At 32.2% G+C, this 19,208-nt stretch carries 12 protein-coding genes and 1 tRNA gene; 6 read left to right on the top strand and 7 right to left on the bottom strand.

Annotated elements, in window-relative coordinates:
- The first annotated feature begins 31 nt into the window (after nucleotides 1–31).
- Nucleotides 32–103: transfer RNA gene (locus tag NLJ00_RS24365), tRNA-Glu, on the top strand.
- A 154-nt stretch (nucleotides 104–257) separates the two neighbouring features.
- A complete protein-coding gene (gene rpsT / locus NLJ00_RS24360; RefSeq protein WP_053473851.1) occupies nucleotides 258–509 on the top strand; it encodes a 30S ribosomal protein S20 in 252 nt (83 codons plus the stop codon).
- 244 nt (nucleotides 510–753) lie between these two features.
- Here rpsT and NLJ00_RS24355 read toward each other — a convergent pair whose 3' ends face one another.
- The gene (locus NLJ00_RS24355) at nucleotides 754–1,164 is read right to left on the bottom strand and encodes a response regulator (RefSeq protein WP_053473852.1); all 411 of its coding nucleotides are present in this window, start codon (nucleotides 1,162–1,164) and stop codon (nucleotides 754–756) included.
- Between the two features lie 6 nt (nucleotides 1,165–1,170).
- A complete protein-coding gene (locus tag NLJ00_RS24350) occupies nucleotides 1,171–2,826 on the bottom strand; it encodes a PAS domain-containing sensor histidine kinase (protein ID WP_235992075.1) in 1,656 nt (551 codons plus the stop codon).
- A gap of 222 nt (nucleotides 2,827–3,048) precedes the next feature.
- Between NLJ00_RS24350 and typA the strand changes: the two genes are divergently transcribed.
- Complete coding sequence (gene typA / locus NLJ00_RS24345; protein WP_053473854.1) at nucleotides 3,049–4,845, top strand: translational GTPase TypA; 1,797 nt, start codon at nucleotides 3,049–3,051, stop codon at nucleotides 4,843–4,845.
- A 169-nt stretch (nucleotides 4,846–5,014) separates the two neighbouring features.
- Here the strand turns inward: typA and NLJ00_RS24340 are convergent, their stop codons facing one another.
- From NLJ00_RS24340 to NLJ00_RS24330, 3 genes are read right to left on the bottom strand one after another with little or no spacing between them, the layout of a single operon-like run.
- Complete coding sequence (locus NLJ00_RS24340) at nucleotides 5,015–7,360, bottom strand: T9SS type B sorting domain-containing protein (protein ID WP_256635740.1); 2,346 nt, start codon at nucleotides 7,358–7,360, stop codon at nucleotides 5,015–5,017.
- A 15-nt stretch (nucleotides 7,361–7,375) separates the two neighbouring features.
- Complete coding sequence (locus NLJ00_RS24335; RefSeq protein WP_256635739.1) at nucleotides 7,376–8,212, bottom strand: ABC transporter permease; 837 nt, start codon at nucleotides 8,210–8,212, stop codon at nucleotides 7,376–7,378.
- 7 nt (nucleotides 8,213–8,219) lie between these two features.
- Nucleotides 8,220–9,128: an ABC transporter ATP-binding protein gene (locus NLJ00_RS24330; protein WP_053473857.1), complete on the bottom strand. Its 909-nt coding sequence runs from the start codon at nucleotides 9,126–9,128 to the stop codon at nucleotides 8,220–8,222.
- A gap of 107 nt (nucleotides 9,129–9,235) precedes the next feature.
- Here NLJ00_RS24330 and NLJ00_RS24325 point away from each other — a divergent pair, with 107 nt between their 5' ends.
- Together NLJ00_RS24325 and NLJ00_RS24320 are read left to right on the top strand one after the other, a co-directional pair.
- Nucleotides 9,236–10,288, top strand: a complete 1,053-nt coding sequence (locus NLJ00_RS24325) for a hypothetical protein (RefSeq protein ID WP_256635738.1) — start codon at nucleotides 9,236–9,238, stop codon at nucleotides 10,286–10,288.
- A 158-nt stretch (nucleotides 10,289–10,446) separates the two neighbouring features.
- Entirely contained in the window at nucleotides 10,447–11,304 is an 858-nt protein-coding gene (locus NLJ00_RS24320; protein ID WP_256635737.1) for an SdiA-regulated/phytase-like domain-containing protein, read from the top strand.
- Between the two features lie 147 nt (nucleotides 11,305–11,451).
- Here NLJ00_RS24320 and NLJ00_RS24315 read toward each other — a convergent pair whose 3' ends face one another.
- Nucleotides 11,452–15,180 carry a metallophosphoesterase gene (locus tag NLJ00_RS24315; RefSeq protein ID WP_256635736.1) on the bottom strand — a complete coding sequence of 1,243 codons (3,729 nt, stop codon included), beginning with the start codon at nucleotides 15,178–15,180 and terminating at the stop codon, nucleotides 11,452–11,454.
- 27 nt (nucleotides 15,181–15,207) lie between these two features.
- Here NLJ00_RS24315 and NLJ00_RS24310 point away from each other — a divergent pair, with 27 nt between their 5' ends.
- Nucleotides 15,208–16,386: a Pycsar system effector family protein gene (locus tag NLJ00_RS24310; RefSeq protein ID WP_053473860.1), complete on the top strand. Its 1,179-nt coding sequence runs from the start codon at nucleotides 15,208–15,210 to the stop codon at nucleotides 16,384–16,386.
- A gap of 335 nt (nucleotides 16,387–16,721) precedes the next feature.
- Here NLJ00_RS24310 and NLJ00_RS24305 read toward each other — a convergent pair whose 3' ends face one another.
- Nucleotides 16,722–19,091: a GAF domain-containing protein gene (locus tag NLJ00_RS24305; protein WP_256635735.1), complete on the bottom strand. Its 2,370-nt coding sequence runs from the start codon at nucleotides 19,089–19,091 to the stop codon at nucleotides 16,722–16,724.
- Nucleotides 19,092–19,208: the final 117 nt, after the last annotated feature.

Raw genomic sequence — 19,208 nt, 5'->3', positions numbered from 1 at the left:
ATTTAAATTGAAGAAAACTTAGAATGAAACTGGTCTGTTCGTCTAGGGGTTAGGACTCCAGGCTTTCGTCCTGGTAACAGGGGTTCGATTCCCTTACAGACTACAAAATTAGTTGTAAATAAGTTTTGTAAAATAAAAATTGGTGTCTCGGTTTTTGTTTTATTAGTTAAAACCAAAGTGATTGTTTTACAATTGTGGGAGGTTTTTCTTTTTTAACTAGTATTTATAATTATTATTACATCTAAAATTAAAAGAAAATGGCAAATCATAAGTCAGCATTAAAAAGAATCAGAAGTAACGAAAAAAGAAGAGTTCTTAACAGATATCAACACAAAACTACTCGTAATGCTATTAAAGCATTAAGAATAGCTACTGATAAAGCTGATGCAGCTGCAAAATTATCAACTGTAATCTCTATGATTGATAAATTAGCTAAAAAGAACATCATTCATGATAATAAAGCTTCTAACTTGAAGTCTAAATTAACTAAGCATGTTGCTAAATTGTAATTAATTACAATTTCCTAAATATACAAAAAGTCCTCTTTTAGAGGACTTTTTTTGTTTTCATCATATTGAAAATTCCAATTAAAAAATTCCAAATTCCAATATTTTGAAATTCCAATCTGGAGTTTAATTTTAAAATAAGAAAAATCCAAATTTCAATACTTTTTTAAAGTTGAAATTTGGATTTTTTATATAGTAGGTTTATTTTGTTTGGAATTTGGAATTTCAAATATTGGAATTTACCAATCTATGTGATTTTCTTTTTAAGATATTCAAGCATAGCCTGAGTAATAGGTTTTGAAAGAAAGTCTATTATGATTGGATATTTTTTTGCTTTCGCTAAATCATCGGGATCAATTGTAGAAGATAATACAATGACTTTTGCAGTGTTGAATTCGGCATAATCAGCAGAAGTAAAATGATCCAGAAATTCCCAGCCTCCCATTACAGGCATATTTAAATCCAAAAAAATTAATTCCGGCTTTTTATTTACTTTGTTTTTATTGTTGGTGTATTTTAAAGTATTAAAATGGTGTAATGCTTCTTCGCCATTTTGAGCAGTAATAATTTCATGCGAAAATGAAGATTTTGAAATTACTTTTTTGCATAACATCAACGTAATTGGATCGTCGTCAATGCATAAAATTTGCTCAAGCATAATGTATTAATTTTTAAATGTTATAGTAAATGTGGTGCCTTTATTGACTTCACTATCAATACTAATTGTTCCTCCCATAGTCTCTACCTGAGATTTTACAAGATACAAACCTAATCCTTTACTGTCAGGATAATTATGAAATCTTTGATAAAGTCCAAAAACTTTGTCGCGGTTTCTTTCCAGATCAATTCCAATTCCGTTATCCTTAAAGGTTAAAATGGCATGATGATCTATTTGATCTGCTGTAATTGATATTTTTAATTTTCTGTTTTCAGATTTGTATTTTATAGAATTGGTAAGCAGATTCAATAAAATGCTCTCAATATAAGCTTTATTGGTAATTAAAAGCGGAACTCTGTCAAATTTTAATTTGATAATTGGTTTATGTAATTCAATTTGAAAAGACAGCTGGCTAAAAACATTTTCAAAAACTTCTTTTAAAGAAACCTCTTCTTTTTGCATAGAAGGGTTGTCTTTTATGATAATCACTTTTACTAAATCATTTATGGTTTCATTTAATAAATGAGTTGATTTTGTAAAACCAGCCAAAATTTCTTCCAGTTCTTCATTTTCGATTGGAATATCTTCAATAAGATTTAAAAGTCCGATTAAATTAGATAATGGCGCACGAAGGTTATGTGATGTTATATAAGAGAATTGTTTTAAGTCTTTATTGTTTTGTGTAAGTTCTCTAATAAGATGCTCTTTTTCTGTTTCCAGTTTCTTTTCGTCTGTAATATCTCTCTGGATTGAAATCCAGTGTGTGATTGCTCCTTCATTATTAAAAATAGGAATCATTGCAAAACGTACCCAATATTCTTCTTGAGTTTTGGTATACGTTATGGTTTCAATTACACATTCTTCTTCATCTTTTATTGCCCGCAAAAGTTTTTTTAATTCTTCCGAATCAGATTTTGGACCTTTAAATATATTGGTTGATTTCCCGATAATTTCATTAGACTGATAGCCGGACATTTGTGAAAATGCAGGATTTACGTAAACAATTTTCGGTATTTTGCGATCTTGTGAGTTGGCTTCGGTAATTAAAATCGAATCTTTAGATTGTGTAATTACGGTTTCTAAAAGTTTTAATCGCTGTTCTTCTTCTTTTTGTTTGGTAATATCCTGGATTGCTCCAATCATTCTAATAGCTCTTCCGTTTTCATCTTTTAGTAAAAAACCTCGGTCTAAAACATATTTATAAGTTCCGTCGGCACATCTAAATCGGTATTGATCCTGCCATTTTTCTGTTTTTTGTTCGATAAAAGAATATAATTTGATCGACATTCGAATGCTGTCTTCAGGATGAATTTTATCAAACCACCATTTTGAAGTCTTTCCAACTTCTTCCGGATTATAGCCAAAAACGCTCTCAATTCCCTTGTTCCAATTTATGGTATCTTCCTGAATTTTCCAGTCCCAAATAGTGTCACTTGTCGCTTTTGCAACAATATCATATTTTTCGTTTGACTCTTTAATTTCCTCGTTTGTGCTTTTTAATTTCTGAAAAACAGAAATATTTTTAGTCTCATTTGTTGAGAGTATATATTTGAAAATGAATGCGGTAGATATTATAAAAAAGACGTCCTTTGCAAAAAAGAAGTAAGAGTATTTTGCTTCAAAAAAGTAGTCTATGAGTAAATTATGACAGACTATTGCCATAATTAGCGATATGATAACGTAAACGAGAGTAATTTGGAGAGTTTTACTTTTCATTACTCAAATATAGTTAAATTAACTATAATTAAACAATAACTAAAGTTCATTTTAGGGTGCAAATTAACACTAGATTAATGAACTAATTACTTGTATATACGCAAACTATCGCAGAAACGTTTTTTTTATCAAAATAAAGTGTACTTTTGCACCCATTAAAAATCACAAATGGAATCTATTAGAAATATTGCAATTATTGCCCACGTCGATCACGGTAAAACCACTTTGGTTGATAAAATTATGTATCACTGTCAATTATTTCGTGACAACGAAAATACAGGTGATTTAATTCTTGATAATAACGATTTAGAGCGTGAGAGAGGTATTACTATTACTTCTAAAAACGTTTCTGTTCAATACAAAGGAACAAAAATCAATATTATCGATACTCCTGGCCACGCGGATTTTGGAGGTGAAGTAGAACGTGTATTGAACATGGCCGATGGTGTATGTTTACTAGTGGATGCCTTTGAAGGTCCTATGCCGCAAACTCGTTTTGTATTACAAAAAGCTATTGACTTAGGTTTGAAGCCTTGTGTAGTTATCAATAAAGTTGATAAAGAGAACTGTACTCCGGAAGAAGTTCATGAGAAAGTTTTTGATTTAATGTTTGAATTAGGTGCTACAGAAGAGCAATTAGATTTCCCAACTGTTTATGGTTCTGCTAAAAACAACTGGATGTCTGATGATTGGAGAAACCAAACTGAAAACATTGAGCCTTTATTAGACATGGTTATTGCTAATGTACCTGCTCCTAAAGTATCAGAAGGAACACCGCAAATGTTAATTACATCTTTGGATTTCTCTGCTTTTACCGGACGTATCGCTATTGGTCGTTTAGAAAGAGGTATCTTGAAAGAAGGTATGGCAATATCTTTAGTAAAAAGAGACGGTACTGTAACGAAATCAAGAATCAAAGAATTACATACTTTTGAAGGTCTTGGACGTAAAAAAGTTACAGAAGTTATTGCAGGTGATATTTGTGCTGTAGTTGGTATTGAAGGTTTTGAAATTGGAGATACTATTGCAGATAACGAAAACCCTGAAGGTTTAGCTTCTATCGCTATTGATGAGCCTACAATGAGTATGTTGTTTACAATCAATGACTCACCTTTCTTTGGTAAAGAAGGTAAATTTGTAACTTCTCGTCATATTAGAGAAAGATTGACAAAAGAATTAGAGAAAAACTTAGCTATGAAGTTAGGTGAAACTGATTCTGCAGATAAATTCATGGTTTTTGGCCGTGGAGTACTTCACTTATCTGTTCTTATTGAAACAATGAGAAGAGAAGGTTATGAGTTACAAATTGGTCAGCCTCAAGTTATCATCAAAGAAATTGATGGTAAAAAATGTGAGCCAATTGAGGAATTAACAATCGATTTACCAGAAAACCTTTCAGGTAGAGCAGTTGAATTCGTAACAGTTCGTAAAGGTGAAATGTTAAGTATGGAAACTAAAGGTGAGCGTATGATTATTAAATTTAATATTCCATCTCGTGGAATTATTGGTTTAAGAAATCAATTGCTTACAGCTACTGCTGGTGAGGCTATTATGTCACACCGTTTCATTGGATATGAGCCTTTCAAAGGAGAAATTTCAGGACGTAACAAAGGGTCATTAATTTCTATGGAAAAAGGAAAAGCAATTCCTTATTCTATCGATAAATTACAAGATCGTGGTAAGTTTTTCGTTGAACCAAATGCTGAAATTTACGAAGGTCAGGTAATTGGAGAAAACTCTCGTGGAGATGATATGTGTGTAAACGTAACGAAAGAGAAAAAACAATCTAACGTTCGTTCTTCTGGAAATGATGAAAAAGCGAGAATCATCCCGCCAATTATTTTCTCTCTTGAAGAAGCTTTAGAGTACATTCAAAAAGATGAATACGTAGAGGTTACACCAAAATCTATTCGTTTGAGAAAAATCTATTTGACAGAAACTGATAGAAAAAGATTTAAAATCTAATTAGATTTAATTTCAATATAAAAATCCCAAATTCCATTAGGAGTTTGGGATTTTTTTTATGGTTCAAATTCGAATCTTTTATAAATTGGAATTTGGAATTTAAGTATTGGAATTTTTAAAACCGATATTATTGGAATTTGGAATTTAAATATTGGAATTTAAAAAAAAATTATCTTTTCAAACTAAAATGTCCTTTCACATTTTTGCCGTCTGCAAAAATTAAAGTAAACCAATAATCATCAGAAGGAAGCGGCTGTCCGTTAAAAATACCGTTCCATCCCGGACTGTTTTGGTTCATTTGTTTTAAAAGTTTTCCGTAGCGGTCAAAAATATTTAAAGTATAATTTGGTAACAAATTAGAATCTCCAATAAGCCATAAGTCATTGAAAGTATCGCCGTTTGGAGTAAAAAATCTAGGATAATCTAAAACATAAACCACAAAAGCATTAGATAATCCGCAGCCGTTTTTATCTCTTGCCACTGCCGTGTAAGTTCCTGCAGGTACGCTTGTAAATAACGGTTCGTTTTGAAAAGTTGTTCCGTCTAATGAAAATTCATAATTTCCAACTCCGGTATATTCGATAGAAACAGAGTTTTCATTTCCTGAAAAATCTTTTACAACTGCATTCGTTATAATAGCAGGTTCAGATAAAATAACCTTAAAGTCTTTTGTTTTTTCGCAACCATTTGCATCTGTTACCGTTACAGAGTAATCGCCGGGAGTAGTAACTACCAAAGTATTAGTATTATTTGTTGGTGCAGTATTCCATGAATAACTCCTAAAACCAGCTGCTACAGACAAAGTTGTATTTCCGTTTTGACATAAAAACGCAGTTTCATCTTGAAAATTTGGCGGATCAAAAGTATTAACCACGAGATTGACTGGTACAACATCATAACAATCTGGACCATTTACGACTCTTGCATATATTCTTTGATTAAAAGCCGTTGTATTTTTAAAGATATTTGGTAATGGATTTATTTCAACCAAAGCATCATTTGCATTTAAATAATAACTAGCAATCAATCCGCTTGGAAGTCCGGCAGTTAGTACTGGTGTAACTTCTGTATTTAAATCAAATTGATAAAGTCCGTCCTGAATTTCGTCTCGGTCACAAGTAGCTATCGGACTCGGATCTGGAATTGAGGTAGGTGCAATTTTTAAAGTTACTTCGGCAATTTTAAAACAGCCAAATTCATTTTCTAATCTCGCATACACAATTTGATCTGCATATTTATTGATATACATTTCTGGCTTTACAATTTTACTTGTTTTAGCCTGTGCCTGTGCTAATGTTTCATAATAGCCTTCATTAATAATGTAAGCCGCATTATTTTTAACAATATTGTTGGCTTTATCTAAGTTAAAAATTGAAATTCCATCTGTATTGTCATCGCATTGAAATAAAGAAGTATTGGAGGAAAGAATTTCCGGTGCGTAATCAATTTTTATTTCACCTGAAAGTACACACGTTGTACCAATAACAGTAGCTTCAACTCTATAATTTCCTGCACTTGTAACTTTATATGTTGAGTTTGTACCAAGAATATTAGTCGGGTCATTTTTTCTGAACCATTTAAAAGTATAAGTGGCAGGATCAAGATTGCTGTTTAGATCGATTTCTTCTCCAAAACAAGCAGGATTATTTGTGGCAGTTGTACGATCTTGCCCCAATAAAATTTTTGATGCAAAACTTCCCGCTTCAAGGAAAATGGCAGATTCCAGATATCGATATGTATCATCTGCCACTACTAATTTTACATGATATGTTTTTCCTGTTGTTACGGTAGTCTGCGCGGTCATAACAGTTGTTTGTCCGGCATAATTTACCGGACTTGTATTGTTATTTAAACCATGAAAATAATTTTCATTTGAAGCCGCACAGCCTTGATAGTTAATTCCGCCGGGTCTTGTTCCGGGTTCAATTTTCGGACGAATATTTATAGACGAAACAGGCGTAGTAGTATTAGGTAATACAGCCAAATTTTTATATGGATCAGTTGTTCCGACTTCTTTAATTAAAAAAGCAAATCCATCTGAAAACTCACAAGGATAATCGTACTGATATTCATTTGAAGCAAAAATATAATTAAAGCTCAATGCACTTGTATAAGCAATAAAATCAAATTCTAATACTGTTGAATTTATAGAATGAATACCTAATATTTGATCAAGGTCGCTGTCACCAAGCCAGTTAGGGCTATCACTGCTTGTTAAGTCACTAACAAAAGGCCCAACAGCACTTTCGGCAGTTGATGTTGCCAAAACTATTCCTTCAGCAAAAGGAAAATTACTTCCGTTGCTGTTAAAATAACCAAAACTCTGTTTTCCAGGCCTGAAAGTATCTCCGTTACCGGTTGAATTTGTAGCAGCAGCACATGAATTATTCACTAGAATATCTTCAATAAGCTGCTGCGGTGTTTTTTGATCATCAACAGTAATAAACTGCGCATTTACCTTCGTAGATAAACAGCATAAAAATAAAATAATTAAAAAACTTTTTGCCTGATTCATAGTATAACAAATATACTATAAATCCCGATTTTTTAATAATTTGTAAGAAAAATATACAAATAAAAATGTCCAGATTAATACAATTAGAATTGCAAAGTAGCTTACGCTATAATCGATATCAGTATTAATTCCCATTTGTGTTCCAATATTCTTAACGATAGATAATCTTGGACCAGGATTAACAATTAAATTAGCCATTGATTCTAACGGAAGAAACTGTGTAATTTTCTCATCGGTATTGCTATCCGGGAAAACAGTAAAGGCAAGATAACCTCTAATTATGGCTTCGATTATATTCCAAACTAAAAGAAAACCTAATGCAAAAGCCGATCTTTTTACCAAAATTCCAAGAAATAAACAGAATGAAAAGAATCCGGTTAACTTTACAAAAAAGGCCAGAAGATAATCTAAATCACTAAAAATAATATCAAGTTCAGTATAGGAAGAAAAAATTAAACCTAATATCAAACTCATCACAAATATAAAGACAGTTGAAGCAGCTGAAAATAAAACTACAGTTAGGAATTTCGAGAGAATAAATTCTTTTTTACTCAAGCCATCAATTAAATTTTGTTTAAGTGTTCCATAGCTGTATTCGTTAGCCATCATGGAAACAATTACAATAGCAAGAAATAATTTCAAGATAGCGGCAACATAAGTATTAAAGTGCCATATAAAAGGGAAGTTAAAAATTCCCATTTCGGCCAAGTGAAATTTAAGCGGACCAAGATTAAACTTTATTGAAGCAATTAAGGCTATAAAGGAAAGTAAAATAAAATAAGTTAAAGTAAGAATACGGCTGGCTTTATTCATCCAGATTTTTTGTAATTCTATAGAGATAAGTCTTTTCATGGCTTAGTTAGATTTTTGGATTGGTATTTTTGGTTAATTCTAAAAATTGGGCTTCCAAACTATTTTTACGTTTGACCAAATGACTTAAAATAATATTTTTTGAAAATAAAAACTGATTCAATTCTTGAGCAGATAAATCGGCTTTTAAGTAAACCAAAACTTTTCCATCTTCGTCCTTAACTTCTGCAACCGCCTGATGGCTGTGTAAAGCAGATTTCAGCGCCAGATTATCATCTGAAGAAATTTCAAAGAAACCTTCATTTGCAGACATTCCATCTACAGAACCAGAATATAAAACTTCGCCTTTTCTTAAAACAACAACGTGCGAACAAACTTTTTCGACTTCGTCTAATAAATGTGAAGCCAGTAAAATGGTAGTTCCCTGCGATGCAATTTCTTTAATAATATCTCTAATTTGATGAATTCCCTGCGGATCTAACCCATTCGTTGGTTCATCTAAAATCAAAATTTCAGGATCGTTTAAAAGTGCCGATGCAATTGCTAAGCGCTGTTTCATTCCCAAAGAAAAAGTACTGAATTTGCTGTTTTTTCTTTCAGATAAACCAACAAGATCAAGCTTTTCTCCAATTTTAGAATAATTGATGCTTTTAATTTTGCAGACTAATTTTAGGTTTTCTTCGGCGGTCATGTACGGATAAAAGTTCGGACGCTCGATAATAGCGCCTACTTTTTTCAAAGCTTCATGCGTTTGTACATTTCCGTCAAACCATTTATAATCGCCTGATGTTTTGTTGACAACATTTAAAACAATTCCTAAAGTGGTTGATTTTCCACTTCCGTTAGGGCCCAGGATTCCGTAGACGTGGCCTTTTTGTATGCTAAAAGATACATTTTTAAGCGCCTGAATGCGCCCGTATCTTTTACTGAGATTCTGAATAGTAAGGATGGTTTCCAAATTTATTTCGGTTTTAGTTTTTAGTATGACGATTCAAATTCTATATTGTTACGCCAAATTTATTTTTATCATCTTATTGATGTAAATTTGTAATAAAGATATTCAAAATGAGCGAACCGTTGATGGTGTTAAAGAAACCTTCTTTTCCTTTAACACAGCCACTTTTAAGTTATTTAGACAGATACGAGCGTATATCGAAAGTATCTGTGTTTTATGATGACTTATTGCGATTTTCAGGTTCGGTTAATGTTTACGATAAAAACGAAACTGATACTTTATGGATTCGGGTTTATTACAATGAATTTGAACGAAATGAAATTGACCTCAATTTAAAGAAAATCTATTCCCTTTTGCATTCTGATGGAAACAGCGAAATTATTCAGTTTCTAAATATTGATGCCATCGACTATTGTACATTCGGAAATTCAAAACCTTTTAGAATTAAAGTCCGTAATATTCTCAACGATAACTACGTTCACTTTTATATTAAAAAAGCCGATGCTTCAAGAATTTACGGCTTAGAATTAGAAGATATTCTTTCGCCGGATAAAATCAACTTTTTGGTTTATAACGACACTTTAATTGAAGAACATATCATTGGGATTCCCGGAGATGTTTTTATGGATACGCTGCTTGATAAATGTACCGAAATGGAAAAAGCACAAATCGCCAAAGAATTCGTTAAGTTTAACGAACGTTGTATGATCAGGCTTTTGGGCGATATGAGAGCGTATAATTATGTAATTGTACCAATTCACGATTTTGATCAGGTCGTTTATAAAATTCGTCCTATCGATTTTGACCAGCAATGTTACGAAGGAAATTTCAAAGTATATCGTCCGCAGTTTTTTAAAGAAAACTCTCCGATGATTCAGCTGATTAAAGAGAAGTTAGAAGAACGTTCTATCATTCAATATAAAGATGAAGAAAGAGCGATTTTGGCAAAACGAATCCATTCTGCCGAAAACAGAATTAAGAAATTATTGAATATTATGTGTCACGATACCATTTCGACAGAGGAACATCTAAACCAATTAAAAATGGAATTGTACCGATACACAAACGATATGAAGTTTAAAAACGCAAGATCAATGGGACACATCATGCAGGCCGCTTTTGAATTCATCATTCGTAATTTTAAAAACACAAACTTAGTTTAAAGGATTAAACCATATAAGTTATATAAGTTCATTAAAGCAAAACCTGAATTTCTTGTATTTCTTATTACTTATATGATTTAAAAAAGTCAATTCAAGTCCATAAGTAAAAACTTAAATTTTCTTATATAACTTATATGGTTCAAAAAAAATCAAATCTTATGAAAAAATCTTTTTTAATAGCCGTTTCTATTGTTTTATTAGCTTGTCAGCAGCAATCTGGTGATGATTTGAAAACGCTTTATTCGCTTCCGAAGAAATTAAAAGAAGTTTCTGGAATTACGTATTTCCCGGAAACAAATGTGATTTATACTTTGGAAGACAGCGGAAATAAAAATGCCATTTATGCCATTAATTCGAAAGGGAAATTAGAAAAGACAATTACGATTTCAAATGCCGAAAATGTGGATTGGGAAGATATTACCAAAGATAAAACAGGAAATATTTACATTGGCGATTTCGGAAACAACGATAACGAACGCAGAGATTTGTGCATTTATAAAGTAGCCAAAAATCAACTGAATAAAGAGCAGGCTTCCGCCGAATATAAAATCTCATTCTCGTATCCGGAACAAACTGAATTTCCTCCAAAGAAAAAAGAAATGTTTTATGATGTTGAAGGTTTCTTTGAGCACAACGGTTATTTTTATCTTTTCACCAAAAACCGAAGCAAAGGTTTTGACGGAACTGCTTTTATCTATAAAATCAAAAATGCAAAAGGAACTCAAAAAGCAGTTAAAATAGGAGAGTTTAAAACCTGCAGTAATTATAATCATTGTGTTTTAACAAGCGCCACGATAAGTCCCGACGGCAAAAAAGTAGTTTTATTAAGCCACGATAAAATAGTTTTATTTAAAGGTTTTAAAGGAGATTTATTCCACAAAGGAACCCAAACCGAAATAAGCCTAAACCACTTCTCTCAAAAAGAAGCCATCGTTTTTAAAGACAACAACACCTTACTCGTAGCCGACGAAAAAACAAACAAAATAGGAGGAAACGTTTATGAATTTAGACTCTAAGTTACTAAGATTCTAAGATGCTAAGAAAAAAAAGTTTGCCACGAATTACACAAATTTTCACTAATTTTTTATTTAAAATTAATTCGTGAAAATTTGTGTAATTCGTGGCAAAAAAACCTTTGAACCTTTGTCGCTCTGAACCTTTTTTTAAAAACTATACGCTGCTCCAAAAATAACCCTTCCAACTTCATCGGGAGATTTAAAATAAGAGATTCTGGCAGTTAAAACATTAATAGCATTCAGCCAAAGTCCGCCGCCGTAATCCTGATGCCATTTTTTAGAATCTTCACCGTCAAGCCAAACTCTTCCGTAGTCAAAACCACCTAAAATTCCGTACGTAAACGGAGCAATCGTTTTACGGATTTTACCCAGACTCAAACGCAAATCAGAGCTTTGAGAGAAATAAGAGCTTCCTAAAAAGCGCTCATTTCTAAAACCTCTTAAATCAGTATCACCCCCCAAAGCAGCTCCCTGATAAAATTCGTAGTTATTGTTAAAAATGGCTTTTCCTTTTACATAAGTTGCTAAAACCAGTTTTCCGTTATGATCCAATTTATGTGTAAATCCTAAAAAACTTTCCAGCGTTGGGAAATTTTTCTTCGTGTCATCTAAATCTGTTGTCCAGGTTGCAGCAATCATGAAAGCCATTCCCAGAGTTGGTTTAGCAGCAAAATCAGAATTTTTGAAAAGATATTTCACTTTTAAACTTCCGTAATTTTGACTGTTAAATACATCAGGGTTTACAATATTCGGAATATCGATAAATCTGTTTTCTGTTTCTTCAACCGTCATTCTCTGGAAAATAGGCTGAATGCTGAACTCACTTCCATATCTTCCTACGTGGCGAATGGCAGTTGAGGCATTAAATTTACGAATACGAACACGATTATAATCCATACTAAGATTATCATCATATTGAGATTCATTTCCGTAACCAAAATAATTCATCGCAAAATTTGGTGTCGTATAAAGAGATTCAACATCAATAACCCATTTACCTAATAATCCGGGGAAATGTGCCACATAATTAAACTCTAAACCTCCGGTTGCGAAATAGTAAAAAGCATTTAAAACATGTCTCTGCGTATACGGATTTTGCTTAAAGTTATTTACTGTATAATTTAAGTTAATACCTAATTTTACACCATCATCCGGATTAAAACCAATATTTGGTAAACCGGAAACAACATTATATTTAGGTTTTTGAAAATTGTACAAGTTAACATCGTAATCGTCTGTTAACTGAGTTTGGGTTTTAGAATCAAGGTTATACGTGTTTTCTTTTGATTTGAAATCGTAAACAATAACCTTTCTTCCGTTTTCAATATTGTAAGTATCATTGTTTTGACCACCAATTAAACGGACTTTAATTCTCGATTTTTGATCGCCTTTTACTTCAAAAACATCATTATCATCTAAACCATAAATCCATAAATTTTTAGTTTTAGCGTCATGTACTGTTTTAGTATAAACTAATTCATCGCCTTCTTTTTTCACTCTGAAAACCTGAATTTCAATGCTTTTTCGGGCATTATGATTTAAAACAAACTTGTCTTTTTTATCTGTTCCGGCAATCATAACCGTTTTACTTAAAACATCAGAATATTTTACGGCATATTCCTGAAGCTCTCTTTTTCTGTTTTTCAATTTTCGAATGATTTCATCAACCGTTCCATCCTGAACCTCTTTTGGCATAGCTTTAAAAGCATTTTCTATATCGCTGTCAGATAAACTTTCCTGAATAAATTTAGCCTGTTCAATCCAGTCTTTTTCTTCTGCCGTTTTTAAAAAAGCCAAATCCATAGGATAAGGTTCCCTGCTCAGCCATTTTACATTACCAATTTTGTCTTTAAAAGTACGCATATGGCGTAATGCGGGAATGTTCATTAAAATAGAAAGCAGCGCACCGTCATATTTTGCAAAAGCCTGATCTCTGTCTCTGGGAATTGGTCTGTAAATAACTTTACCATCTTTTTTAAACTCTGCCCAGCGCCATTGATCAGCGTGACGATCCCAATCGCCAATAAGCATATCAAACAAACGGGCTTTAATATATTCTTTTTCGTCAACCGAATATTTTTCATCTTTATGAAGATTCATCATCATATCATCTGTACTGATAATATTACTCGGATTTCCAAAGTTTTTAGCGTCTAAATGATTATCAGCAGGTCTTTCCTCAATCATATACAATTGATCTCCATAACCTGCGTTAAATTCGCCTAAACCTTTTTGTTTGGGAATATAATATAAAACCGGATTGGTATGCAAAAGACCAATTTTGTCTGACATACTGCCAGTTACAAATGGAGCATATGGATGTGAGGTCGTATAAAAATCAAATAAGAAACTTTCTGTATAAGTATCTTCAAAATCATTAACAATGTATTGATCTTTAAAAGCTACAGATTGTAAAAATACCGATGCACTTTTTTTCATGCCGCGCATTACATATTCACGGTTTTTTGAATCAGACATTCTTAAAGAAACAGATTGATGTCCGCCGCCTTCGCGAATAGGTTTTAATCCGCCTTTTAAAGTATCTAAAGTGGCTACTTTTATATCAATAGGCATGCTGTAATATTTTCTGTAATGCTGCCCGAATAAAAATCTGTGAAACATACTTTTATCTGTCATTTTTGCTGAATAGATAGAAGTTGTAATTCTTGGAGGAAAATTATTAGAGATATCTGATGCCCAGTTAATTTCTTTTGCTTTTATAATTTCTTTTTCAAAAAGCAGTTTTTCTTTATTGTTTTCATTTCCGTAAAAAGAAACTTTCGCGTCACCGCTTTTATATAAAGTTAAAGCTGCATAACCGTTTCCGCCATACGAAAAATCAAATGGATTTATGGCTCTTGCAGCTTCCGATTTTGATCCTGCACCGCTGATAATCTGCTGAATATTTTCTTTGCTGATATACTGCAGGTTATGATCGTGACCAGAAACTACAATTACATTTCGCTGTTTTTGCAAAAGTGTTTTTATTCGTTTTGCATAAATGGTATATTGTTTATTTTGAAGATCCTGCGGACTTACTCCGGACGTTTTCCTCAATAAATTAATAAAAGATCCAATTACCGGAAGCGGGATTTTTTTCTCTAGCGGAAATAATTGTTTTTCCCAGGAATATTGACCGCCGTGACTTCCGTTACTCAATAAAGGATGGTGAATGGCTAAAACAACTGTTTTTTCCTGATTTTTGTTTAAGATACTTTCCAGTTCCTTAAAAAAATCTTCTCTCGTTTTTATGTCACAATTATCGTTTATTGTGGGGTGATTATCCCAATCTTCCAGAAACCATTCGCTGTCAATAGTTACTAAAGTTGTAATGCTGTCAATTTTTACATCTTCGATTGGGCAGGATTTTCTTGGCAGAAAAGCCTTTTTATCATTTAAATTTTTTGTCACAAAATCGGCCTGCAATTCTAAACCTTTTATGCCACTGTACCAATCGTGGTTTCCGGGAATAAAAATTGTTTTTCCTTTAAATCCCTTAGCTAATTTTAACTGGTTCGTCAATTTTGTTTCTGCCAAAGCTTTGTTATCAGTATTGTCAGTAGGAAAACCTTTAGGATAAATATTGTCTCCTAAAAAAAGTAAAGTCGATTTTTTACTCGCTTTTTTTAGCTTTTGGTGTAAAAGCTCAAGTGTTTGCTGTGCCTGCTCTTGATCAGCATTTCCGGCATCTCCAACAAGATAAAAAGTATTGGCAATTTTTATAGTATCTGTTGCGTTTTCTGTTTCGTTAGCACTAACATCTTTTCCGTACTGCGCCTTATGTGTGGCACAAGAATAAATAAATGTTAAAGTTATAATTGCTAATGAAAATTTTTTAACCTTAGCAATAAAATGATTATCCAAAAACAATTTCATAATTTAGTGGTATAAAAATATTCTTTTATGAACCTAATAGAACAATCCGAGGATTTCGTCGGTAATTTACTCAAAGATAAACTTTCTAATTTATATTCTTACCATAATTTTAACCATACTTTCACAGTAGTTTCAGCCGTAAAAGAGCTTTGCAAAAAGGAAGATGTAGAAAGTGATGACAAAGAGGCACTTTTAGTTGCAGCCTGGTTTCATGATACAGGATATATTCAAGGTTATGAAGATCATGAAGCTAAGAGCGTAAAGATTGCTGTTGATTTTTTAAAAGAAAAAGGAAAATCTGAAAAGTTTATCGAATTGGTTTCCAGTTTGATTTTGGCTACAGCCAAAGATTACTATCCAAAAACGCATTTGGAAAAAATAATTAAAGATGCTGATTATGCCCATTTAATGGGAACAGAATATGTTACAACCTGCGAATTACTACGTTTAGAATTGAAAAATACAGGAATTGTAAATTTTTCTAATGCTGAATGGACAAAGGAAAACCTGAATTTTTTACTGAATAAACATAGATTCTACACGGATTATGCTTTAAAAAAATGGCAGCCTTTAAAAGAAAAGAACCTTATTTTGATTCAGAAAAAAATAAATAAGCAGGAATTGAAAGCGGCGGAAGAACTTGAAAAAGAAACCAAAAAAAGCGAAAAAGTAGAAAAACCAGATCGCGGTGTTGATACCTTATTTCGCGTTACGCTTGGAAATCATACCCGTTTAAGCGGAATTGCGGATAGTAAAGCGAATATTTTATTATCTGTAAATGCAATTATTATTTCGATTGCACTTTCGTCTATTATTCCAAAATTAGACAGTCCGAAAAATGCACATTTAGTTATCCCGACATTTATTATGCTGATGTCAAGCGTAATCACTATTATTTTTGCGATTCTTTCCACACGACCAAAAGTAACTTCGGGTGTTTTTACAAGAGAAGATATCGAGAATAAAAAGATTAATTTATTGTTTTTTGGAAATTTCTACAAAATGCCTTTAGAAGAATACGACTGGGCAATGAACGAAATGATGAAAGACCGCGATTATCTTTATTCGAACATGATTAAAGATTTATATTATCTGGGATTGGTTTTACAGCGAAAATATAACTTGCTTCGTATTGCTTATAACCTATTTATGTTTGGAATTATTGTTACTGTAATTGCGTTTGTAATTGCTTTTAAATCAATTTAAATTTTATAATGCGTAAAAATTAGACGCGGATGAAACGGATTCGCTTCGCGAAAACGCGGATAAAAACAGATTTTTTTCTGTTATTATCCGCGTTAAATATTTATCCGTATAATCTGCGTCTTCGCGAAGCGAATCCGTTTCATCCGCGTTCTTTGTCTATAAAATTTAAACACATAGAAACATAGGTTTTTATGGGGAATGAAAAAGATATAAAAAGAAAACAAGTTTTCTAACACATAGCTATGTTTGTTTAGACAAGTGAAACGCCTTTTTTAAGTTTCAAAAGTCTATGTTTTTATGTGTTAAATTATAAATTCAAAGAAAAAGCCCAACTTTTAGTTGAGCTCATCTAATAAATCCTGATAAGTAATTTTCTTTATTTTTGAATTATTTACGTTATTAATCACTTTTACACGAATTGCTTTTAAACCAGAAACTCCCTGAAGATCTTCGACTTCAAATTGTTCTATTGACGGTTCTAAAACTTTTTTGTGCTGCAAATATTTGATGTATTTTAAATATTCAGCTTCTTCACTGTTTTGAGAATATACAATTGTAATTTTCTCTTTTTCGGTAATTCTTTCGTTTGTTCCCTTAATGTTCGATTTATCGATACGTTTTTTAACGACCTCATATCTTGCATTATAAGTTCCGTCAACATCAAAACGTTTTTCATCCATTCTAAAACGAATAGAAAGCGGCGAACTAAAAACCAAAATCAGCGAAGTAACATCTAACTCATACGGAAGCGATTCCTTAAGCTGATGATGCTCTAATTCCATTTCGCATAAAGTCTGTAACTGCCACAAACGTAAATTGTGCAGGTACATAATATCAAACGGTTTTGTTGGCGAAATCGAAGCTCCAATATATAAGTTATGCTCAACACCATCCGTTTTAAAACGTTCGTAATAATGCGGATAAATTTGCTGTGCTTCAACCTGTTTTTTATCTAATACAGAAGCCAGTCTTTTGTTGATAATCGACATCGCATTGTCAAACTTCTTTCTTTCCTGATAAAACATTCCGGTTTTTTCGTCCAGACTTTCAAAGTACAATTCTTCTAACTGTTTATTTTTAGCATTGTCTTTGGTGTTTTTCAGTATCGGATGAATTTCGTCTTCGATATAACGCTGAATATGTTGCTCCATATCTGCTTTTAGCGGAAAATCCAATTCACTTCGAAGTGATTCCAATTCGAATTTTCTTTGCTCTAAAAGTACCAGGTTTGAATTTGGCTTTTGATTATCGAAAATTTCCAAAAGAGCCGTAAGCTGATTTTTCAAGTCAATTTTAACCGTTTCATTTCGGTGTTCAGAGGAACCTTTAATATCAATTTGTCCGTATAATGGGAATACATTTTTAAATACAATTTCCTTAAAAATATAATCTTTCGTGTGATTTATATTTTGGAAATAGTTTTGAGATTCTTTTCTGAATTTCCAGTAAACGCTTGGGTGAATCGTAGTATATTCACGTTGAATAATAGCTTCAACCTGATGCTGCATATCTGTATTATAACGATCAATAGTATCTGTTAAATACGGTAAAACCAATTCTAGTTTTGTTGCATTTACGCTGTTTAACTCACGAATATTATCAGAAACCAATTCAACAACGCCTAATAAATGATCGTCTTTTATAACCGGTGCAAAAACACAGCTTTGAATTCCCTGACTTAATAAATGCTCGCCAAGTTTTGGGTTTGAAGATTCTTCGATAAACTTTTTCACATTTGAAATTACAAACGGTTCCTTTTTATCTAAAAGATTTTCAAATGAACATCCAAAAAAAGCATTTTTACAATCTACTTCCTGTGTAGATGAAAGTAAAAAACTCTGCATTTGGTTGTCAAACTTTATTGGTCGTACAAATTTTTCTTCTTCAGGATTATAGATAATAAAACCAACTTTTAAACTCGGAATTTTAAAAATAGACCTGAAGATGTTTTCTATAATATCTGTAGAAGCAACTCTTGAAGTTTCCGGTTTTAAAAGATTACTTTTTAAATTGGAAATTGCACTTTCTGTAGTTGCATCAAATAAAGAAACAATCCCGAAACCTTTTAAAATCCAGCTTCTTGGCGGGAATTTAGATTTCCATAAATCGATATCATTATAGTTATCAATCAAAATATCAATATCGTCCTGTGTAAGCTGCGGTGCATTTTCTGTTGGAGTGATTTCCATGAAATCGGCATTATAGAGAATACGATAATGTTTTTCTACACCTTCTTCATCTGGAATATCATAGAAAAAAGGTTTATTAAAATCAATATTTTGATGATAATAAGCGCTTAAAATCAAACAGCAATTATTAATATAGAATTGGTGATCATCAAAATCACGAATTTCCATGTAAAATTCATCACCGGCATTACGCAATATTTTCTTGAAACGTTCTGTATAATTAAATGATATATTTTGAAAAGGTATTGTTATGGCTTTTATTTCATTGTTTGTTAAAGAAGTAGGGAATAAGTCAGCAGCAATGTTTTTAATTAATGCTTCATTATCCTTAATAGTACTGTAATCGCGAATTCCTGTTCTGAATTCCGGGTACGCTTCAATTTCTTTTAAAATCGCTTTGGCGTAGTTAGATCGGTAATCAACATTAGATAAAGCAATCTGCTCAAAAGATTCAATTAGTTTATGAAATGAGATTATCGTTTCGAAAGGACTTTCGGCTGGTAAAAGACGATCCATCTGTTTTTTTGTTTTTAGAAATACAAAATTAAGCATAAATTAAGAATTGGCGACATTTTACGATTTGTTTCCTTTATGGTTACATAGATATAAACCCTTATAAAATGGCACTTTCAG

The organism is Flavobacterium panici (genome assembly GCF_024499525.1).
Classification (GTDB): Bacteria; Bacteroidota; Bacteroidia; order Flavobacteriales; family Flavobacteriaceae; genus Flavobacterium; species Flavobacterium panici.
This window is presented reverse-complemented; position numbering and strand designations above follow the sequence as displayed.